This is a genomic window from Arthrobacter sp. NPDC057388, from assembly GCF_042668165.1.
In the GTDB taxonomy this organism is placed as follows: domain Bacteria; phylum Actinomycetota; class Actinomycetes; order Actinomycetales; family Micrococcaceae; genus Arthrobacter.
In genome coordinates this window covers 1-17,706 of the sequence record NZ_JBHVBL010000063.1, presented here as the reverse complement: position 1 = coordinate 17,706, position 17,706 = coordinate 1, and the positions used below count along the sequence as shown (strand labels likewise).

Below are 17,706 nucleotides of genomic sequence, written 5' to 3'. Positions count from 1 at the left end.
GAACTCGAAGCCGACATCGCCTTCAAGGCCGGCGCCGACCTGGTCACCGTTCTCGGCTCCGCCGACGACTCCACCATCGCCGGTGCGGTCAAGGCCGCCAAAGCCCACAACAAGGGTGTTGTCGTTGACCTCATTTGCGTGACCGACAAGGTCGCCCGCGCCAAGGAAGTCCATGCCCTGGGTGCCAAGTTCGTCGAGATGCACGCCGGCCTGGACGAACAGGCCCAGCCCGGCTTCGACCTGAACGGTCTCATTCGCGCCGGGGTAGAAGCTGCCGTTCCGTTCTCCGTGGCCGGCGGCGTGAAACCCAGCACCATCGATGCCGTCCAGCAGGCCGGCGCCGATGTCGCCGTCGTCGGCAGCGCCATCTACAGCGCACCAGACCCCGCACAGGCAGCAAAGGAACTCCGGGGCGCAGTCATGTGGCGTCCGGCCCGCTAAGCGGCGTGGTGCTGGACGCTGCGATCTTGTCCGTCAGGCGCCGGGCATGTCCTGCGTCTGCACGGCGCCTGCACGCTCGTAGACCAGCGACACTGCCCCCTTCGGGAAGGTGCGTGCCGGCTCGGTGAGGCGGAAGGAGGCGGGGACGGTGCCGGCATCGAAGATCCGCTTTCCCTGCCCGAGGGTGATCGGGTAGAGCCAAAGGTGGAGGCGGTCGAGCACGTCCGCCTCCAGCAGTGACCGGATGAGGACCCCGCTGCCGAACATGTGCACCTCGTCGAACTCGTCACGGAGCCGGCCCGCTGCCTCGGCATTTGGCAGCACCCTGGTGCCCGCCCACGCCGGATCAACCAGCGAATTGGAGACGACGAACTTGGGCACCCGGTTCAGCGTCCCGCCGATATCGCCGGACTGGTGCGGCCAGTAGGCCGCGAAAATGTCGTAGGTCTTCCGGCCGAGGAGCAGGGCGTCGATGCGCCCAACCTCCTCGCCGATGGCGGCGTCGGCCTCGTCATCGGACACGGGCGCCTGCCAGCCGCCGAAGGCGAAGCCGTCCGCGGTATCTTCTTCGCTGCCGCCCGGCGCCTGGTAGACGCCGTCGAGGGTGACAAACAGGTTGGCGATGATGATTCCCACGCGCCCATTCTGGAACAGGGCCTAATCGCTGTCCATAGCCGGCGGCCGTGACACACTGGTGCCATGCTGCTCGACGTGCTCGTGAGGACCTTGGAAGCCGTCGCGGCAACCCGCTCCCGGCTCGCCAAGGTCAACGAACTTTCAGACCTGCTGCTCCAGCTCGACCCCGCGGACATCCCGACGGCGGTGGGCCTGCTCACCGCTAAGCCCCGCCAAGGCAGGGTGGGGATCGGCTGGAGCGGCATGAGGGCAGCCAGGGGTGAGGCCGCTCCTGAACCGCGTCTTACTGTTGCCCGGCTCGACGCTGCGTTGGACAGGCTGCAGGCAGCCGCAGGTGCCGGCTCGACCGTGGAACGCGCCGCCACTCTTCGGACTTTGATGGCGGAAGCCACCGAACCGGAGCAGGCCTTCATCGCCGGCGTGCTGCTCGGGGAACTTCGCACCGGTGCCCTCGAGGGCGTCCTGACGGATGCGGTCGCCCGCGCCGCCGGCCGGCCGGTTGAGGCCGTACGCCGTGCGGCGATGCTCTCCGGCGATCTCGGCGGGACCGCACTGCTGGCAATCACGGGCACCGCGGCCCAGCTTGACGCTGTCGGGCTCGTCGTCGGGCGCCCCGTGCAGCCCATGCTCGCCGCAACCGCGGCCAGTACCAGCGAGGCGCTGGAGTCAACGGGGGAAGCGTCGGTGGAATACAAGCTCGATGGCGCACGCATCCAGGTGCACCGTGCCGGCGACGACGTGCGCATTTACACCCGCACACTGGCAGAAGTAACCCACCGGCTGCCTGAGGTGGTTGAGGTGGTGCGCGGACTGCCCGTGCATGATGTGATCCTCGACGGCGAGACCCTGGCCCTGGACGAGGACGGCGGCCCCCGGCCGTTCCAGGAGACGATGTCCCGGTTCGGGGCGAACGCAGCGCGCGCCACGCTGCTGCACCCGTGGTTTTTCGACGTGCTGCACGTCGACGGGCGCGACCTGCTCGACGAGCCGCTGTCTACACGCATCGGCGTACTCGAGCACATTGCCCCCGGTCACCGCATCCCCGGGAAAGTCACGGCGGATGCGGCTGTTGCCGAGAGTGTGTCCCGCGATGCGCTGGCCGCCGGTCATGAGGGTGTGGTCGTGAAGGCGGTGGGCTCAGCCTACGCCGCAGGGCGGCGGGGTTCGAACTGGATCAAGGTCAAGCCGGTGCACACCTACGACCTGGTGGTGCTCGCCTGCGAATGGGGGTCAGGTCGGCGCACCGGGCTGCTGTCGAACCTGCACCTCGGAGCCCTGGACCCTGTTGGCGAGTTCGGCGAACCCGGCGGCTTCGTGATGGTGGGCAAGACTTTCAAGGGCCTCACCGACGCGCTGCTGCAGTGGCAGACCAAGAGGTTCCAGGAGCTGGAGGTGCGGCGTACGGCGGGTACGGTGTGGACCGAGCCGGTCACCGTGGTCGAGATCGCCATCGACGGCGTCCAACATTCTCCCCGCTATCCCGGTGGGATCGCCCTTCGGTTCGCACGCGTCAAGCGCTACCGTGATGACAAGACGGCCGCCGAGGCCGATACGATCCAGACGTTGCGCGCCCTGCTCCAACCCCGCGGGGGGCACCGCGGGAATACCGCGACCAAACGGTAGCTGATACTGCCGGGCCAACCCCACCCCGGTCGGGCATCGAGGGCTACAGTGGATGCATGGCTGCGAGCCGCAAACCGCTCGATGAACTGCGCGAAACCATCGGCCATCTGGCCGATCAGCTCAAACTGCCCGGTTCGGAGCGCGTCGACGAGCTGGTCGGCGATTTAGTCGGGGTGAGGCCCGGGCCCGCCCGGCCGCTGTCCGAGGTGCAGGCTGAGCTCGATGCGCTGGTCGGGCTGGAGACCGTGAAGGAACAGGTGCGGGCCCTCGTCGCACTGCTCCAGGTCCAGGCCAGGCGTAAGGCGCACGGCCTGCCGGAGGTGGCCACGTCACAGCATCTGGTGTTCCTCGGAAACCCGGGCACGGGCAAGACCACCGTGGCGCGGCTCCTGGCCGAGATGTACCGCGCGGTCGGTCTGCTGCAGAAAGGCCACCTGGTGGAGGTCGACCGTTCGGGCCTGGTGGGGCAATACGTCGGGCAGACCGCCATCAAGACGGACCGGGTGATCCGGCGTGCGCTGGACGGCGTGCTGTTCATCGACGAGGCCTATGCGCTGGCCCCCGAGGACGGCCGGATGGACTTCGGCCCCGAGGCGATCGAAGTCCTGCTCAAACGGATGGAGGACCACCGCCACCGCCTGGTCGTGATCGTGGCCGGGTACCCGCGGCTAATGGAGTCCTTCCTGCTTTCGAACCCCGGACTGCGCTCCCGGTTCGCCCGCGAGATTACGTTCCCCGACTACTCCGTTGATGCACTCCAGACGATCTTCCATCAGATGCTGGCCCAGCACGAGTACACGCTGGAGCCGGGCGCGGACCAGATGCTGCGCCGCATCCTGACCGGGCTCCACGCGGGCGAGGACTCCGGCAACGCACGGTTCGCCCGCACACTGTTCGAGCAGGCGCTCAACCGGCAGGCGCTGCGGCTGTCGCGCGACGAGGAACAAAGTCTCGACGCGCTCGGTCGTGAGGCCGTCATGACGCTCACCGCGGAGGACATCGTCGAGGCCGCGCTGGCCTTGGGCGAGGAGCCGGAACCGGAACCGATTCCGGAACCGGAACCGGAGCGGTCACGCTGGTGGCGCTGGCTGGTTTAACCGGAGCCAACGGGGGCCGTCGGGCGAAGGCCCGCCTCACCCTTCCCACCTTCAAGCTGCCGTGGACGCGGATTCCTGTGGCGCGAGGGGCGATGCCCGGGTAATTTCAAGTTCGCTCATGTCCAGCAACCGCCCGTGGACGGCCCGCCAACGCCACCAACTACGTCCGGTTCACCGTTGCCGGCAACCGCTCCGACGGGGCGGACGTGTTGAGCTGGGAAAAGGTCCCGTTCAGCCCGTAGGCACTAAAGGGAAACGGACGACGGCGGGAGGTCCCGCCGTCGTCCACTCTGGGGCAGGGCAGTGTCATAAGAACCGCTGCCGCCGCGATGTTGCCGAAGGCAACGGCGTGGTCGCCGTCAGCCCGGGCATCGCTTCAGATCCAGTCGTCTGTGATGCCCGGCACCGTTCCGTTCCGCCGGACAGCGATCATCTCGGCTGCGCTCATTCCTCTGACGTACCCCTCCCCTGCCTGCGCGGCCGTGATCCCGGCGTCAAGGAGCCTCATCAGGTCGTGCCCGTTCGGCAGGGCTGACAGCCCTGCCGCCCGTGAGGCGCCGGCCAGGACCTGCGCCCCGAACAGGATCAGGCGGCGCTCGGCGTCGAGACCGCGCCTCTGGTCAGCGGCGGCACCCGAGAGGCTGTTGGTAAGCCTCATGGTGCGGGCGTCCCGCGGGATTTGCGCGGCGAAGTCGCCACCGTGCCGTACAGCGAGCCGGTAGACGCCTGTCTTGACCTCGTTTGGGGTCGCCGGGCCAATCCCGAAGCGCTCGATCCAGCCGCTGAGGTCCTCGGCCCGGACGGGCTGGCCTTCGCCCGACTTCAGGCCGGCCAGCAGCCCACACAAAGTACCTTCCTCGTCCTCGGCGTCGAGGAACCGTGAGATACCGATCTGGAGGATATCCCGCAGATCGATCCTGCGCTCCTGCACGGCGGCCCAGACCGTCTTGTTTCTGCGGAGCTTGCCGAGCAGGTCCTCGCCCAGCTTCTCCCCGAAGCCCTCCGGGTCCTCGTAGAAGGACAGCGGGGAGTGCTGGAAGCGTTCGAGCACCTCCGAAGGCATCGCCGCGCAACGGAGCGCGGCCTCTGCGGCGTCACGGTTGTCCTCAATGAGATCGTCGAGCCCTTGCTCTTCCAGGAACGCGACGGCCTCGTCCGCCGTGGTGATCCCCGCATCGAGCAGGGCCACGGCAGTCTCCGGGGACGCCACACAAAGGACCTCGCAGAAGTTGTATGGCGTGGCCGTGAACTCGAACTCGGCCTTGCGCCCGCCACGGCTCGTCCGCTTCGCCAGGGCATCCAGCAGCCTGTTGCCGTTCGGGAGGTCGCGAGCGTACGTCTCCACGACGCGGCCATGCACATCGTAGGACGGAACGTCCGGGAACCTCCTCCCCGGCTCGGGATCGCTCTCCATACGTCCGAGACTAGACCCTTCCCCCGCCATCCGAGCTCCTCGGGACGGGAACCCTGACGAATGGAGAGACGGGCTGACAACCGGAAGGGGATTGAACGGGTGTTCAACTTTGGCTATTGTCCTGCATATGAGGTCGATCACATCGTTTCGGGCAGCTGGCGAACAGGGGCGCCGGGTGACCGAGGATATGCAACATCTGCAACTCCCGGTTGCGGGCACTCCTCGCCACTGGGCAACCGCCCCTGGGAACACCGGACCGCGTTCAATTGTGAAGCGCCAGATACGTCACCTCATGTTTTTAACCCGTCGAGTCCATGTACTGAACAAGGAGGTTCACTTGAAGAGATCCAAGACCATTGCCGGCACAGCTCTTGTCGCCGTTTACATATTGGCTGCGGCCGGCTGTGCCGCCACCGATCAGGGCGCTGAGGGGGCAGAGAAGAGCCCTGATCCGGGGCAGTGTGCCGTTCAGGAGCACGCGATGGGTCTGCGCTGGCAACAGCAAAGTGCCGAAGCGCAGGCACTGCAGTCCCAGACCTATCGGATTGCAGGTGAGCGTCTCGCGGAAAAGGTCAAGCGCACTCCGGCCGAGAATCTCGCGATTATTACTGATTTGGATGAGACTGCACTTGATAACACCAAGCTATTGGCCCGCGACATGGCGGCCTGCCACGACTACAGTGTCTGGGATACCTGGGGCCAGTGGGAGCTCCAAGGATCACCGTCCGCGATCCCAGGCGCCGCCGAGTTCTTTCATAAAGCTGATGAGCTAGGCGTATCGATTTACTACATCTCAGACCGAACCGAGGAGAACCTTGATGCCACCATTGCCTCGCTGAAGGGACTGGACTTCCCCCAGGTATCAAAGGACCAGGTCATGCTGCTAGGCCCATCGAAAGAGGCGCGGCGCGCCAAAATTCAGGAGGAACACAAGGTCATCATGCAACTGGGAGACACCTTGCACGACTTCGCCGGGGACTACGCCAACACGCAACTCGACCAGCAGCGGCAACTTGTCGAAAAAGACGCCAAGCACTTCGGGGACGACTGGTTCATCCTGCCTAATCCCACGTACGGCTCCTGGGAAGATGCCGAGCTCGACCAATGGGACGCCAAACTGTAAATCAATAAACGATCTTCCTCATCTATCGGGCTGGCAGCGCATCCTCTTCAGAAGCCCCGATGCAGAGCGACCAGGGGACCCCCGGAAGCGGTCGGCAGGCATCCCGGTGGGCTCCCGGTATGGTCCCACCGACGAATCGTCCCGTGTTGGTGGCGATGACGGCCCCGTGCTGGTCAATGACGCACGTGTTCGGCGGCAAGGACCGCAGGAGGGGTTCGAACGCTGTCTGGAGCTGGCTGACGCGAATATCGGCTGCGACGACTCCCACGTAGTTTCCGGCGATAATGACGCGCCTGCTGTACGAGATGAGGTTCTCGTTGGTTCCACTGGAATCCACATAGGCATGGCTGGTGTGGATCGGGCTCTCATCGGCGTCGTCATTAGGGCGCCACGGCGCCGTGTCCACGTCGTAGAGGTCCATATCGATGTACAGCCTCTGCGGTGATTCAGGACCCGCCGGTGCGTAGCACCAGGCTATCCACCCCTCGCCGAAGTAGGACCGCTCTGCGATAAAGCCTGCACCATAGAGAAGGGGGACCCCGATGGCCATCGCTCTTCGGGCGGCTCCGTAGATTTCGGCGTCGGCCTGCTCTGCACCTGCCCCTGATCCGATACTTGCGCGCACGGTCTGCTCGACCTCGTGCATGGAAGCGGCAGCAGCTCCGGTAAACATGGCAGCAAGTGATTCGATGGCTGCGACAGCATCATCAACGGACTCCGGAGGATGCGGCATGCCGGCTGGCGCGCCACTGAGTTCCATCCGCTCATCAATAACCCGGTTCATATCCCGCCTGACATGCTCCTCAGCCAAGTCCCGAGCCAGGCCGGGGTCTCCGGCGCGGATCGCCTCCACAATCCGGGCATGGTCTTCAGCGGCACCATCCTTGTGGCCGGCCGGCTCCAACCAAAGCAGCGGGCCGACTTCGGCTTGGAGGTCAACTTCCTGACGAGTGAGCCGGACCGACCCTGAGCTCGCCGCGAGCTCAACATGGAATTTGCTGTCTGCACGGATAGCGTCTGCCGGGTGCTCACAGGCCTTAATCTCTGCCGATGCGTGCTCAAGTCGCGTTGTCGTGAGCCGATGGGACCGGCAGGCATCCGCCGCCGCCGCGGCGGCGCTACCGGCAAGGAACGCGCGGTACTCCCTTAAATCGCGCAAGTCCTCGAGAGAATACGTCACTAGTGACTGGCGCTGCATGCGGGCGATGTCGCCGGTGTTGGCTTTGACGAAACTTCCACCGCCTTTGCCGCGGCGGGTCTCCACCAGACCCAGGCCGCGCAGTTCGGCTAGCGCGGCGCGCAGTGTCAGGGTGGAAACGCCCATGGCGGAGGCGAGATAGCTTTCACTCGGCAGCTGGGAACCATCTTCGAGGACGCCGAGCTCGATCGCGCGCCTAAGGCGGCGGCCGACTTCCTCTCCCCGGTCGGCGGCTTCCAGCGGGGCGAACGCGAGCTGCTCTTTCCAAGTCTTCATCGACTCTCCTAGCCAACGTGACATTTAACCTTGAATGTCTATTGACCTTTATAGATGAAGGTCTAGAATTAGAGTATCACTCCGGAAGGAGATCAAACAGCAGGAGAAAGCCCGGCGGGAAAGGAAAGACGATGACGCGAGAAGAAGCCTTTGCAAGATGCACCCCCGACTCTTATGTCGAGTTCTACGGTGGCCGCTGGCTCGTCGTTCCGTTCGCGCAGGTAGAACAGCCACTGTTCTTTACTTGCTCACCGCAGGAGATCGGCAGCCGTTAGTCGAACTGAACTGCCGGACCCGGACTGCGATACGGGCACGGATCGGCAGGCGCTCCCGGGCCTGGTTCCTGCACCACATGCAGGTCGACGAAAAATCAGGTCTTCAGTGGTGAAGTTGCATGCGTTGGAGAACGGTGGCCGATATCTCTTCGACCGACATGGACGAAGAGTTCACGTAGGGGATGTTGTTGGCCCGGTACATGTCCTCCGCGTTTCGGAGTTCGTAGGTGCACTGGGCGAGTGAGGCGTAGCCGCTGTTGGGGCGGCGTTCCTGGCGGATCTGGCTGAGCCTGACGGGCTGGGACGTGAGGCCGAAGCATTTGCTGGCAAACGGCCGCAGTGGTTTGGGCAGGGCCATGGTGTCGAAGTCTTCCTCCACGAGGGGGAAGTTGGCGGCCAGGATGCCGTGCTGGAGGGCCAAATACATGGTGGTCGGTGTTTTGCCGCAGCGGGACGGGGCGATGAGGATCAGTTCAGCCCGTTCCAGCGCACGGAGGGATTGCCCGTCGTCGTGCTCGATCGCATACTCGACAGCCGCCATCCTGGACTGATACCTCACAGCGTCACCCACGCCGTGGGCCTGGCCGGGCAGGCCGTTGGCGGAGGAACCGAGCGCTTGCTCGAGCTGGCCGACGTGGGCGCCGAACAGGTCGAAGAAGTGCCCGGCGCTTTGGGCCAGGACAGCGCGGACGTCCGGGCTGACGGTCGTTGAGAAAACGAGCGGACGGGGCCCCGAGGCAGCCACCCGGTCGATGGCCGCCACGACGTCGCGTGCCTGCTCGACGGTGGTGATAAACGGGATTGTCCGCCGCTCCAGCCGTTGGGCAGGGAACTGGGTCAGCAGGGTGTTGCCGAGGGTTTCAGCGGTGATGCCGGTGCTGTCGGAGAGGAAAAAGACTGTGGGGGCGGAAGTGCTACCCGCCCCCACAGCGGGCTGGCCGGACATTTAGACGGCCGTGCGGCTGCCTGTGCGTGCGAGCCGCAGCCAGGTCTCGGTCACGGCGTCAGGGTTCAGCGAGATCGAGCTGATTCCCTGTGCCAGGAGCCACTCGGCAAAGTCGGGGTGGTCGCTGGGACCCTGGCCGCAGATGCCGACGTACCGGCCCTTGGCACGGCACGCGGTGATGGCCAGTTCCAGGAGCCTGGTCACTGCGGGATTGCGCTCATCGAACCCGTCGGCGACCAGGGCGGAGTCACGGTCCAGTCCCAGGGTGAGCTGGGTCAGGTCGTTGGACCCGATGGAGAACCCGTCGAAGTATTCCAGGAACTCATCAGCCAGCAGGGCGTTGGCCGGCAGTTCGCACATCATCACGATCTCCAGCCCGTTCTCGCCCCGGCGCAGCCCGTTCGCCGCCAGCAGCTCGGTGACACCCTTCGCCTCGTCGAGGGTGCGCACGAACGGGACCATGAGCTTGATGTTGGTCAGGCCCATCTCGTTGCGCACGTACTTCAGGGCTTCACATTCCAGCTCAAAGGCCTGCCGGAAGGATGCGGAGAGGTACCTGGAGGCGCCCCGGTACCCGATCATCGGGTTCTCCTCCTCCGGTTCGAAGGCCGGCCCGCCCAGGAGGTTGGCGTACTCGTTGGACTTGAAGTCCGAGAGCCGGATAATCACCGGTTCCGGCGCGAAGGCCGCGGCGATGGTGGAGATGCCCTCGGCCAGGCGACGGACGTAGTAATCCCGGGGACCGTCGTACGCTGCTGTTTTTTCGCGGATCTGCCGCACGGTGTAGTCATCCAGTGTTTCCGGTCGTTCGATCTCGCCGGCCACAGCCAGCAGGGCGTTGGGATGGATGCCGATCTGGCGGTTGATGATGAATTCCAGCCGTGCCAGGCCAACGCCGTGGTTCGGCAGCCGGGCGAAGCTGAACGCCTGCTCCGGGGTGCCGACGTTCATCATGATCTTCACCGGGGCTTCCGGCATGGTCTCCAGGCTGGTTTCCTGCAGCGTGTACTCCAGCAGCCCCTCGTACACGAGCCCGGCCTCACCTTCGGCACAGGACACGGTGACCGGGGTCCCGTCTTTGAGGATCTGGGACGCGTATCCGGTCCCCACAACGGCCGGGATGCCGAGTTCCCGGGCGATGATCGCCGCGTGGCAGGTCCGTCCGCCACGGTCGGTCACGATCGCGGCGGCCTTCTTCATGATCGGTTCCCAGTCGGGGTCCGTCATGTTCGCCACCAGCACGTCGCCTTCCTGGAACGAGGCCATCTGGTCAATCGAGGACAGCACCCGGACCTGCCCGGCACCGATGCGCTGGCCAATGGCCCGGCCCTCCACCAGCACGGTGGACCGCTCGGTCAGGGTGTAACGGGTAACGCTGCCGGTGGCTTTGCGGGACTCGACCGTTTCGGGGCGTGCCTGCAGGATGTACAGTTCCCCGTCCACGCCGTCCTTGCCCCACTCAATATCCATGGGACGGCCGTAGTGGGCTTCGATGGCCAGGGCGTGCCGGGCGAGCTGCTCAACCTCGGCATCCGTCAGGCTGAAACGGCTCCTGAGGTCCTGCGGGACCGGGACGAAGTCCACGGTCCGGCCAACCTCACGGGAGTCGGTGTACACCATCTGCACGGCCTTCTCCCCCAGCCCCCGCTTCAGGACTGCGGGCCGGCCCGCGGCGAGGGCGGGTTTGTGGACGTAGAACTCGTCCGGGTTCACAGCACCCTGCACCACTGCCTCGCCGAGCCCGTAGGAGGAGGTGATGAAGACGGCGTCGTTGAATCCGGTTTCGGTATCCATGGTGAACATGACACCGGACGCGCCGACGTCTGAGCGGACCATCCGCTGAACACCAGCCGAAAGCGCGACCTCGGAATGGGTGAATCCATGGTGGACGCGGTAAGCGATGGCCCGGTCGTTGTAGAGCGAGGCAAAGACGTCCTTGATCGCCAGGAGGATGTTTTCGATGCCTCGGATGTTCAGGAAGGTCTCCTGCTGGCCGGCGAAGGAAGCGTCCGGCAAATCCTCTGCCGTGGCACTGGAACGCACCGCCCAGGACACATCCCCGCCGTGTTCTTCCGTCAGGCGGGCGTACGCGGCACGGATTTCCTCCTCGAACCCGGCCGGGAACGCAGTCTCGCGGATCAAATCCCGAATCTGCCGGCCGACGTTGGCCAAGGCGGCCACATCGCCGCTGTCCAGGCCGTCAAGAATATTTTCAATCCGGGAATCCAGCCCCGATTCGCTGAGGAACCGCCGATAGGCATCGGCCGTGGTCGCGAAACCGTCCGGAACCTTCACCCCCGCAGAGGCGAGGCTGCGAACCATCTCGCCGAGAGATGCATTTTTGCCGCCAACCTGGTCAAGGTCGGTCAGGCCAAGATCAGAAAACCAGAGAACGTCAGTCATAAATGGTGTCCTTCGTTGGGCACGCTCTGACAAGCGCTGAAAAATAGGGTGATGCAAGACTGCGTGGCACCGCTTCCCGGAAGCAAATACATGTGATGCGTACAACACAGATCAGCCGTAACGAAACGCCACGAACCGCATGCCCGTCGGGCTTCACAAGTGCGGGTACTACAATTCCCGCCACCATTGCATCTCCTGGCCTATCGGACAGTCCCGCGTGGCACGGGAACAGCCGGGAACCCAACATGGGCGTGGCCCGGAAGGCGTTAACTGCCCTGTCCGCAATAATCAGGGCGTCAGTTCCGGAATCAAGGATCTTATTCCCCGCCGATTCCGCCTCACCACGACGGTCTTGACCGCGAGGCTGTCGGGCCCCGGTGGCCAGCAGGGCGTCCACCTGGGGCTCGAAGCAGGAGTCACTTGTCTTGGAGTGAACATCCTTGGCCACCACGTGGTTGCTGGAGACGAAGTTGCCGCTCCCCGCCGTCAGCCGAACGATGACAGGCGCCGCACCTGTGGGCCGGATGATCTGTGAGTCGATGATCTGGGAGAAGTGGTTGCCGATGACCGAGTTGTTGTTGCCGCTGATACAGAGCAGGCCGTGGAGGTCGTCGAGCCCGTTGTCGACTGCCAGGAAGGGCGTCCAGGGCTCATGATCAAGCTGGAAGTGGTTCGTGGCCACGAGGTTTTCCGAACTGTTCGCCGCGAGGATTACCATCCCGGGGTAGAACGAATGCAGACGGTTATTTGTGACGCTTGAACGTGTGACGCCGTGGAGATGGACGCTGCTGGCACCACGGGGGAAGACGTTGTTCGCGCTTATCAGGAGCCCACCGTGGTTCTCTGCCTAGATCGAGTGTCCCTTGGGGCCGGCCCCGACCAAATTATCGGTGATCTTTGATGCCTGTCCCCACCCCGCAGTTCGATGCAGCTTCCGCATTCAGCGATGAAGTTGTGGTGGATGGAAAGCGCATCCGCGTTGTGGATGGTGAGTGCGTTCTCGAAGTAGACGAACCCCATATCGGTGACCCCGAAGGAGTCATTGGCGCTGGCTACATAGATGCCGGTCTTGCCGTTGACGTGGGTATTCTCGGCAGGCATCCCGGAACCGTCCGGGGTGAAATGCAGGCCGTCGATGCAGAAGCTGGAGAACTCCACCGAGCTGATCCTCGGGCTCCCGCCTCTCTCAACCAGGAAGGCAGCTCCCTTGGATTCCTCCCCTCACCCGCGGAGGGAAGGTCGACGATGATGCGGCTCCCCCCGGGCCAGAGCTCGTGCAGGTTGGGCCATTCGACTTCGGGAACGTTGAACCGGATGCTCGACGACGTGAACCCGTGTCCCGAGCCTTCAATCCGAAGGAAGCTAACGTCGCGACTACCTGGGTGCGGAGGTGATAGTCCCCTGGCGGGATGTAGATAACAGCCCCGGGCTTTCCTCCGTTGTTGAGGTCGGCAGCGTACTGCCGTTCCTTGATGTCGGCGATGATGCACGTTGTAGTAGTTGCTGCTTGGCAGCGCTTCTTTCCCTTGATGTTGTGGTTCCTCAGCCCATTTGTCAGGGCACCGGTTTCACGGAGTCATCGGTTGATGCGGCGTATTAGCTTAGCGCCATGACCGTGAGCGTCCTTATGGTGGCATGCCCGCCCTCAACCGCCAGCCAATTTTCCGTATATCCCTGAGCGGGAAAAACAAGGTCGGTCAGGACCACCTTGCCGCTCTGCGTGAACACCTCCACGGAGCAATGGTCGACGACGATGTGCAGCTTGAGTGCGCCGTCCTCAAGGATCGGCGGGGCTGACTCCACGGAAGGAAATTTCCGTGAAAACCAGTGTCGCCTGAACGCCTGTGGTTCAGGACAAGTTCGGCGGTAGCGGCCTTGTAGCTCAGCACCGTCCCCGCATGGCCGTCCCCATTTCCGAACAGGTGGCAGGTCACATGTTCGGCGTCTCCGGGCAGGATCTCCGCCTCAATGGTCCTGACCTCCGCCATCGCCTGCATCACCGCCCTCCCGATCAGGGAAACGGCGTTCATGCCGCTCCCCAAGTGAGCAGGTAGCAGTATCGAGTGTAACTATGGGCCGACGGATCATCACGCCGTCGGCCCATAGGCGTACCAACGGCACAAGCCCGGTCCCGGCCAAGCCAGCGCGGCAAACTACAGAAGAACGGATAGTGGCACTCGTCGCGGGGATCGCCGGCCCGGCCCAAGTCATACAGGCTGGTCATCGGGGCGAAAACCACCGGCGTAGTTTCAGTCACCTGACTGCACAGAATTGCATAGCTCGCCCGGACCGAAAGGCACAGCGCGCCGCAGCGCCGGAAGGAATCTGTCGGGGTGCTGGAGCGACACTGGATCACGTCGCCGCACTGCCCGAGGTCACGGCTCCCTTGGAAGCTGCCCGGAGGACGGCCAAGGGAGCGCTCGCCGCCGGGGGTGCCGACGACCATGCCACCGCCACAGGCGTGAACGCCGGGCTGGGCGGCTTGCGGTCTCACTGGCACATCGGGCCCGGTTCGCCGTGTCGGAGGTGCGCGCCGGACTGACTTGCATCCCCTATCTCCAATGGATCCCTTACGGAAGCGCTGGGAAAGTACGCCGGAAAATTAGGCCCGCGCCGCCTCGAGAGCGTCCTTGGCTCACTCGCAGACGGTGTCGCCGCGTTGGACAAGGCGTAGCGCCAAACCGGTCACCCTCATCGGAAGCCAAGTCCAAGATGCTCATGAAGTGCTCGATCTTCCGGGTGACTAACGTCTCCGCCGTGCGAACCCCAGCCATAACGAATTCCTATGTGGGAACACAAAAGCTGTCTTTGTGTGACCCATGCCTCAAAAGCTAGCTTGATGTCAGAAGCCAGTCGGCAAAGCCGTACAAGCGCACGACGTCGTGCGAGAGAGCCCACAGCGGAACCATCCGGTCCAAGACTCCTTCGGCAGCCCATATGGACCGACAGGCCGGCTGTTCACCCATCCTTAATGGAGACGAAATGACACAACCCGCTATTCCCAAGAAAACACCGGCCAGGGCGGCCATCGCGTCCTGGATCGGCACGACGCTCGAGTACTACGACTTCGCCGTGTATGGCACCTCGTCGGCGTTGATCTTTAACGTCTTGTTCTTCTCTCCCGAACTGCCCCAAGGCATTAGCGTGCTGCTGTCGATGATCACGTTCGCAGTCGGCTACGCGGTACGACCGCTCGGCGCTCTCATCTTGGGTCCGATGGGGGACCGATTCGGGCGCAAATTCGTCATGTTGATTACCCTGTTCGGCATTGGCGGCTGCACCTTCCTGATTGGCTGTCTTCCGACGTTCGCGCAGATCGGTGCTCTCGCGCCGATTCTCCTCGTGCTGATCCGCGTCATCCAAGGGCTGTGCCTCTCCGGCGAGCAAGCCAGTGCGATCAGCATGAGCCTGGAGCACGCTTCCGATCGCCGACGCGGATTCATCACCAGCTTCACGACGCTGGGCGCCTCGACCGGCACGCTGCTCACGCTGCTGGTCTTCATCCCGATCGCCGCCATGCCCAAAGAGCAACTGCTAGCCTGGGGCTGGCGCATTCCGTTCTGGATCTCCGCCGTTGTGGTGGTCGTCGCGTACCTGATCCGCCGCCACATCGAGGAGCCGCCTGAGTTCATCGAGAGCCGGTCCACCAAGGTGAACGTCTCCCCGCTCAAGCATCTCCTGCGCTTCCACTGGCGTGCCGTACTCCGAATCGTATTCTGTGCCGTCATCGCCGGCACGAGCTACATGATGCAGACCTTCTCGGTGGCATTTGCAACCACCGGATACGGGCTGGACAAGCCGACCATGCTGCTCACGACGACCGTCTCGGCCGTGATCGCCCTTGGAATGACCCCCCTGGCAGGCTTCCTCGTAGACAAGATCGGCCGGAAGACGATGTTCCTCATCGCAACGGTCGGCGTAGGCATCACGATGGCGCCCTACCTCTGGTCGATCACGACCGGCAACTGGGCGCTGATATTCACTTTCGGCATCATCAACTATTCCCTCTTCTACTCGATGGTGAACGCGTCCTGGCCATCGTTCTTTGCAGAGATGTTCCCCACCCGGCTGCGCGTCTCCGGACTCGCCCTTGGCACCCAGATCGGCTTCGCCATCTCAGGTGTCATCGGACCCGTCCTTTCCACAGCACTCGCGGGCGCTGACCTCAAGGACTGGGTCGGTCCGTCCCTGATTGCCATCGGATTCATGGTCATCGCCGGGATCTCGGCGCTTACGGCCAAGGAAACTGTCAAATACACGATGAAAGAGCTTGACAACGTGCACCAGAGCGAGCGGGAGAAGGCCGTGGTCGCCGCAGCGACCGTCAGGCCGAGCGATGCCCCGCGCGATCTCGCTGCGCAGCCTGGCGCGAAGTGACGGTCTTCCGCCCGCCGGCGCTGATCACGCAGTAGCGCGACCACGAATGGGGCGGCCGCTGGCCCTTTGACCAGCGGCCGCCTAGCGGGGGTGGATGCGTGTACCCAAGCGAATCCACCCCTCACCCCACAAAACCACCCGGGTGTGCCCTCGCGCACGTCTTCGTCCTTACCCGGGAGAACCGATGCCCGTCGCTGACTACAAGACCGCCCTCGTGACCGGAGCATCCACCGGAATGGGAGCCGCGATCTGCGAACGTCTCGCCAAGCGCGGGCTCACCGTCCACGCCGACGCCCGCAATCTCCCGCCAGCTGCGCACGGCTGAGAGCGACGGGAGGTACCGCTATCTAAGCGAGGCTACTAGACGAAGGTCCTGCGCGATCGAGCGGCGCAGCAGGAACGCATCGTCTGAGCCCTCGCTGGCACAGGCAACTACTGGGTCGATTCCCGCTCGAAGTATCCCACAGCAGCCGGACCTCTCGGGTCTGGGGGTACTACGGGGCCACCCGTCGACCCCAAGGGGCCCACGGCTCCCCGACTATAGGCGCCTGCGACGACGAAGGAATAACACCTGTAGCCGCTTCTACCGGCAACAATCATAGGCGTCAGCCGACTGCCTGAATCAGCTACACCCCGTCTGACGTTAGGCACGTCGCTGAAGGCCCATCAGGATTGCTTCCAGACGCCGCTCTTTATGACAGGCACGGGAAACTCTTAGATCCTAAGCTGACACTTCCGTCACATCCCGCTCGTAGGGCAGCAGGCGCCGCTCCCGGGCATTCTGTGCAGAGGGGCGGCTAGGTCAGGGCGAGTCCGTGCTCTTGCAGGGCTTCCTCGATGATGCGGAGCATTTTGGCCCCCACGCCATCTAGCTTTGACAGTTCGGCGCGGGAGACGCGGGCCAGCCCTCTGCGCGTGGTGTAGCCAGCGGCGTTCAATTCACGGGTGGCGGGAGCTCCTACCGACGGAGGAGGTCGAGTGTTGATGCTGTCATTCCAACACCGTACGGCTCCTGACCACCATCGGCCCACGAAAACTGCTCCCTCGAGAGAACCCGAATGTGTCCTTCGACATCGAGCCAATCCCCAACGGCCTCCACCTCCTGGCCGCGTTCACGTGGCGTCCGATGATGGTTTCCCGGCGAGCCCCTTGGAGAGCTTGGGACGCGAGCTCTGATAGTCATGCAGCCAACCAGAAGCCCTGCCATGAATAGTCGTGAAGGCAGAAACAGGCAACAAACGCGGCGGAGACGGGCTACCGCAATCTCCAGAATGAAGGTCATGCAGTTCCACCCCAGGCCGACCATGAATAGGCAGAACAGGCCACCACAACCGAAAAGGAGAACCAGGGTGAACAACCAACGTCAAGCAGAAAGGAAACTTTCCGCCGAACATTCTCAAATCATGCTGTCCTGGCCAAGGGGGACCATGAATAGGTACCAAAGAACAAACACTCAAGCCCAAGCACCAGGAACGGAGACAGCCGGCCCACACCACCGGCCAACATTGAAAAAGGCCCCGAAGGGGCCCTTCACAACATAAAATGTCCGCACTCAGAGGCTAAAAAGCCAAGCCCCTGACCAGAGAAAACACGTGCCCGAGGTGGGACTCGAACCGGGCCCCAACCCTTGAAAATCCGCCACTCCCCCGAAAACATCCCCAATCCGGCCCAGTCCGATGCCGGTACAACCGAATCCGAAGCCCCGGTGTGCACAATGATGCTCCTATTGTCGTCAAGGGGCTCGGCGCCCCCGATCGTCGTTGAGGTTACCGGGGGCTGCATGCTCTGGCGTCAAGGGGTCTATCGCTGCGCGACGGCCTCCGGCCGCCCTTGACCCCAGGGCATCCCCCCGGTCATGACGGCAGGGGTGGCGGGGGCGCCGATTCCGTCTGCCCGT

General features: G+C 63.9%; 13 protein-coding genes and 1 pseudogene. 6 read left to right on the top strand and 8 right to left on the bottom strand.

Translation table 11 applies throughout. The features are described from left to right. On the top strand, positions 1 to 441 hold a 441-nt coding region (locus tag ACFUTU_RS19995; RefSeq protein ID WP_377967482.1), incomplete at its 5' end, for an orotidine 5'-phosphate decarboxylase / HUMPS family protein. Between the two features lie 33 nt (positions 442 to 474). Here ACFUTU_RS19995 and ACFUTU_RS19990 read toward each other — a convergent pair. Further along, positions 475 to 1,077, bottom strand: a complete 603-nt coding sequence (locus tag ACFUTU_RS19990) for a dihydrofolate reductase family protein (RefSeq protein ID WP_377967480.1) — start codon at positions 1,075 to 1,077, stop codon at positions 475 to 477. A gap of 63 nt (positions 1,078 to 1,140) precedes the next feature. Here ACFUTU_RS19990 and ACFUTU_RS19985 point away from each other — a divergent pair, with 63 nt between their 5' ends. Then, the gene (locus ACFUTU_RS19985) at positions 1,141 to 2,700 is read left to right on the top strand and encodes an ATP-dependent DNA ligase (RefSeq protein ID WP_377967478.1); all 1,560 of its coding nucleotides are present in this window, start codon (positions 1,141 to 1,143) and stop codon (positions 2,698 to 2,700) included. A gap of 56 nt (positions 2,701 to 2,756) precedes the next feature. Next, the gene (locus ACFUTU_RS19980; protein ID WP_377967476.1) at positions 2,757 to 3,797 is read left to right on the top strand and encodes an AAA family ATPase; all 1,041 of its coding nucleotides are present in this window, start codon (positions 2,757 to 2,759) and stop codon (positions 3,795 to 3,797) included. Positions 3,798 to 4,173: 376 nt separating this feature from the next. Here ACFUTU_RS19980 and ACFUTU_RS19975 read toward each other — a convergent pair whose 3' ends face one another. Next, entirely contained in the window at positions 4,174 to 5,211 is a 1,038-nt protein-coding gene (locus ACFUTU_RS19975) for a hypothetical protein (protein WP_377967474.1), read from the bottom strand. Positions 5,212 to 5,548: 337 nt separating this feature from the next. Here ACFUTU_RS19975 and ACFUTU_RS19970 point away from each other — a divergent pair, with 337 nt between their 5' ends. Then, entirely contained in the window at positions 5,549 to 6,334 is a 786-nt protein-coding gene (locus ACFUTU_RS19970) for a 5'-nucleotidase, lipoprotein e(P4) family (protein ID WP_377967472.1), read from the top strand. A 22-nt stretch (positions 6,335 to 6,356) separates the two neighbouring features. Here the strand turns inward: ACFUTU_RS19970 and ACFUTU_RS19965 are convergent, their stop codons facing one another. The 6 genes from ACFUTU_RS19965 to ACFUTU_RS19940 form a co-directional block, all read right to left on the bottom strand. Further along, positions 6,357 to 7,808: a GntR family transcriptional regulator gene (locus ACFUTU_RS19965; RefSeq protein WP_377967469.1), complete on the bottom strand. Its 1,452-nt coding sequence runs from the start codon at positions 7,806 to 7,808 to the stop codon at positions 6,357 to 6,359. A gap of 378 nt (positions 7,809 to 8,186) precedes the next feature. Next, positions 8,187 to 9,029: a pyruvate, water dikinase regulatory protein gene (locus tag ACFUTU_RS19960; RefSeq protein ID WP_377967467.1), complete on the bottom strand. Its 843-nt coding sequence runs from the start codon at positions 9,027 to 9,029 to the stop codon at positions 8,187 to 8,189. After that, positions 9,030 to 11,432, bottom strand: coding sequence for a phosphoenolpyruvate synthase (gene ppsA / locus ACFUTU_RS19955; RefSeq protein WP_377967465.1), 2,403 nt, complete (start codon positions 11,430 to 11,432; stop codon positions 9,030 to 9,032). Beyond that, entirely contained in the window at positions 11,425 to 12,114 is a 690-nt protein-coding gene (locus tag ACFUTU_RS19950) for a hypothetical protein (protein WP_377967463.1), read from the bottom strand. The genes ppsA and ACFUTU_RS19950 overlap by 8 nt, the downstream gene beginning before the upstream one ends. 140 nt (positions 12,115 to 12,254) lie before the next feature. Further along, entirely contained in the window at positions 12,255 to 12,590 is a 336-nt protein-coding gene (locus tag ACFUTU_RS19945) for a hypothetical protein (protein WP_377967461.1), read from the bottom strand. Between the two features lie 438 nt (positions 12,591 to 13,028). Then, positions 13,029 to 13,235 (bottom strand): GH32 C-terminal domain-containing protein, encoded by a 207-nt coding sequence (locus ACFUTU_RS19940; protein ID WP_377967459.1) that lies wholly within the window; start codon positions 13,233 to 13,235, stop codon positions 13,029 to 13,031. Positions 13,236 to 14,414: 1,179 nt separating this feature from the next. On the opposite strand from ACFUTU_RS19940, the gene ACFUTU_RS19935 reads away from it, so the two are divergent. Both ACFUTU_RS19935 and ACFUTU_RS19930 read left to right on the top strand, forming a co-directional pair. Next, positions 14,415 to 15,809, top strand: a complete 1,395-nt coding sequence (locus tag ACFUTU_RS19935) for an MFS transporter (RefSeq protein WP_377967457.1) — start codon at positions 14,415 to 14,417, stop codon at positions 15,807 to 15,809. A 184-nt stretch (positions 15,810 to 15,993) separates the two neighbouring features. After that, positions 15,994 to 16,110: pseudogene (locus tag ACFUTU_RS19930) on the top strand (SDR family NAD(P)-dependent oxidoreductase); the annotation flags it as partial. Between the last annotated feature and the right edge of the window lie 1,596 nt (positions 16,111 to 17,706).

Bases quoted from the DNA above. Each gene is read 5' to 3' on its own strand.
- ACFUTU_RS19985 (WP_377967478.1), top strand. From the start codon at position 1,141: ATGCTGCTCGACGTGCTCGTGAGGACCTTGGAAGCCGTCGCGGCAACC.
- ACFUTU_RS19980 (WP_377967476.1), top strand. From the start codon at position 2,757: ATGGCTGCGAGCCGCAAACCGCTCGATGAACTGCGCGAAACCATCGGC.
- ACFUTU_RS19975 (WP_377967474.1), bottom strand. From the start codon at position 5,211: ATGGAGAGCGATCCCGAGCCGGGGAGGAGGTTCCCGGACGTTCCGTCC.
- ACFUTU_RS19965 (WP_377967469.1), bottom strand. From the start codon at position 7,808: ATGAAGACTTGGAAAGAGCAGCTCGCGTTCGCCCCGCTGGAAGCCGCC.
- ACFUTU_RS19960 (WP_377967467.1), bottom strand. From the start codon at position 9,029: ATGTCCGGCCAGCCCGCTGTGGGGGCGGGTAGCACTTCCGCCCCCACA.
- ppsA (WP_377967465.1), bottom strand. From the start codon at position 11,432: ATGACTGACGTTCTCTGGTTTTCTGATCTTGGCCTGACCGACCTTGAC.
- ACFUTU_RS19935 (WP_377967457.1), top strand. From the start codon at position 14,415: ATGACACAACCCGCTATTCCCAAGAAAACACCGGCCAGGGCGGCCATC.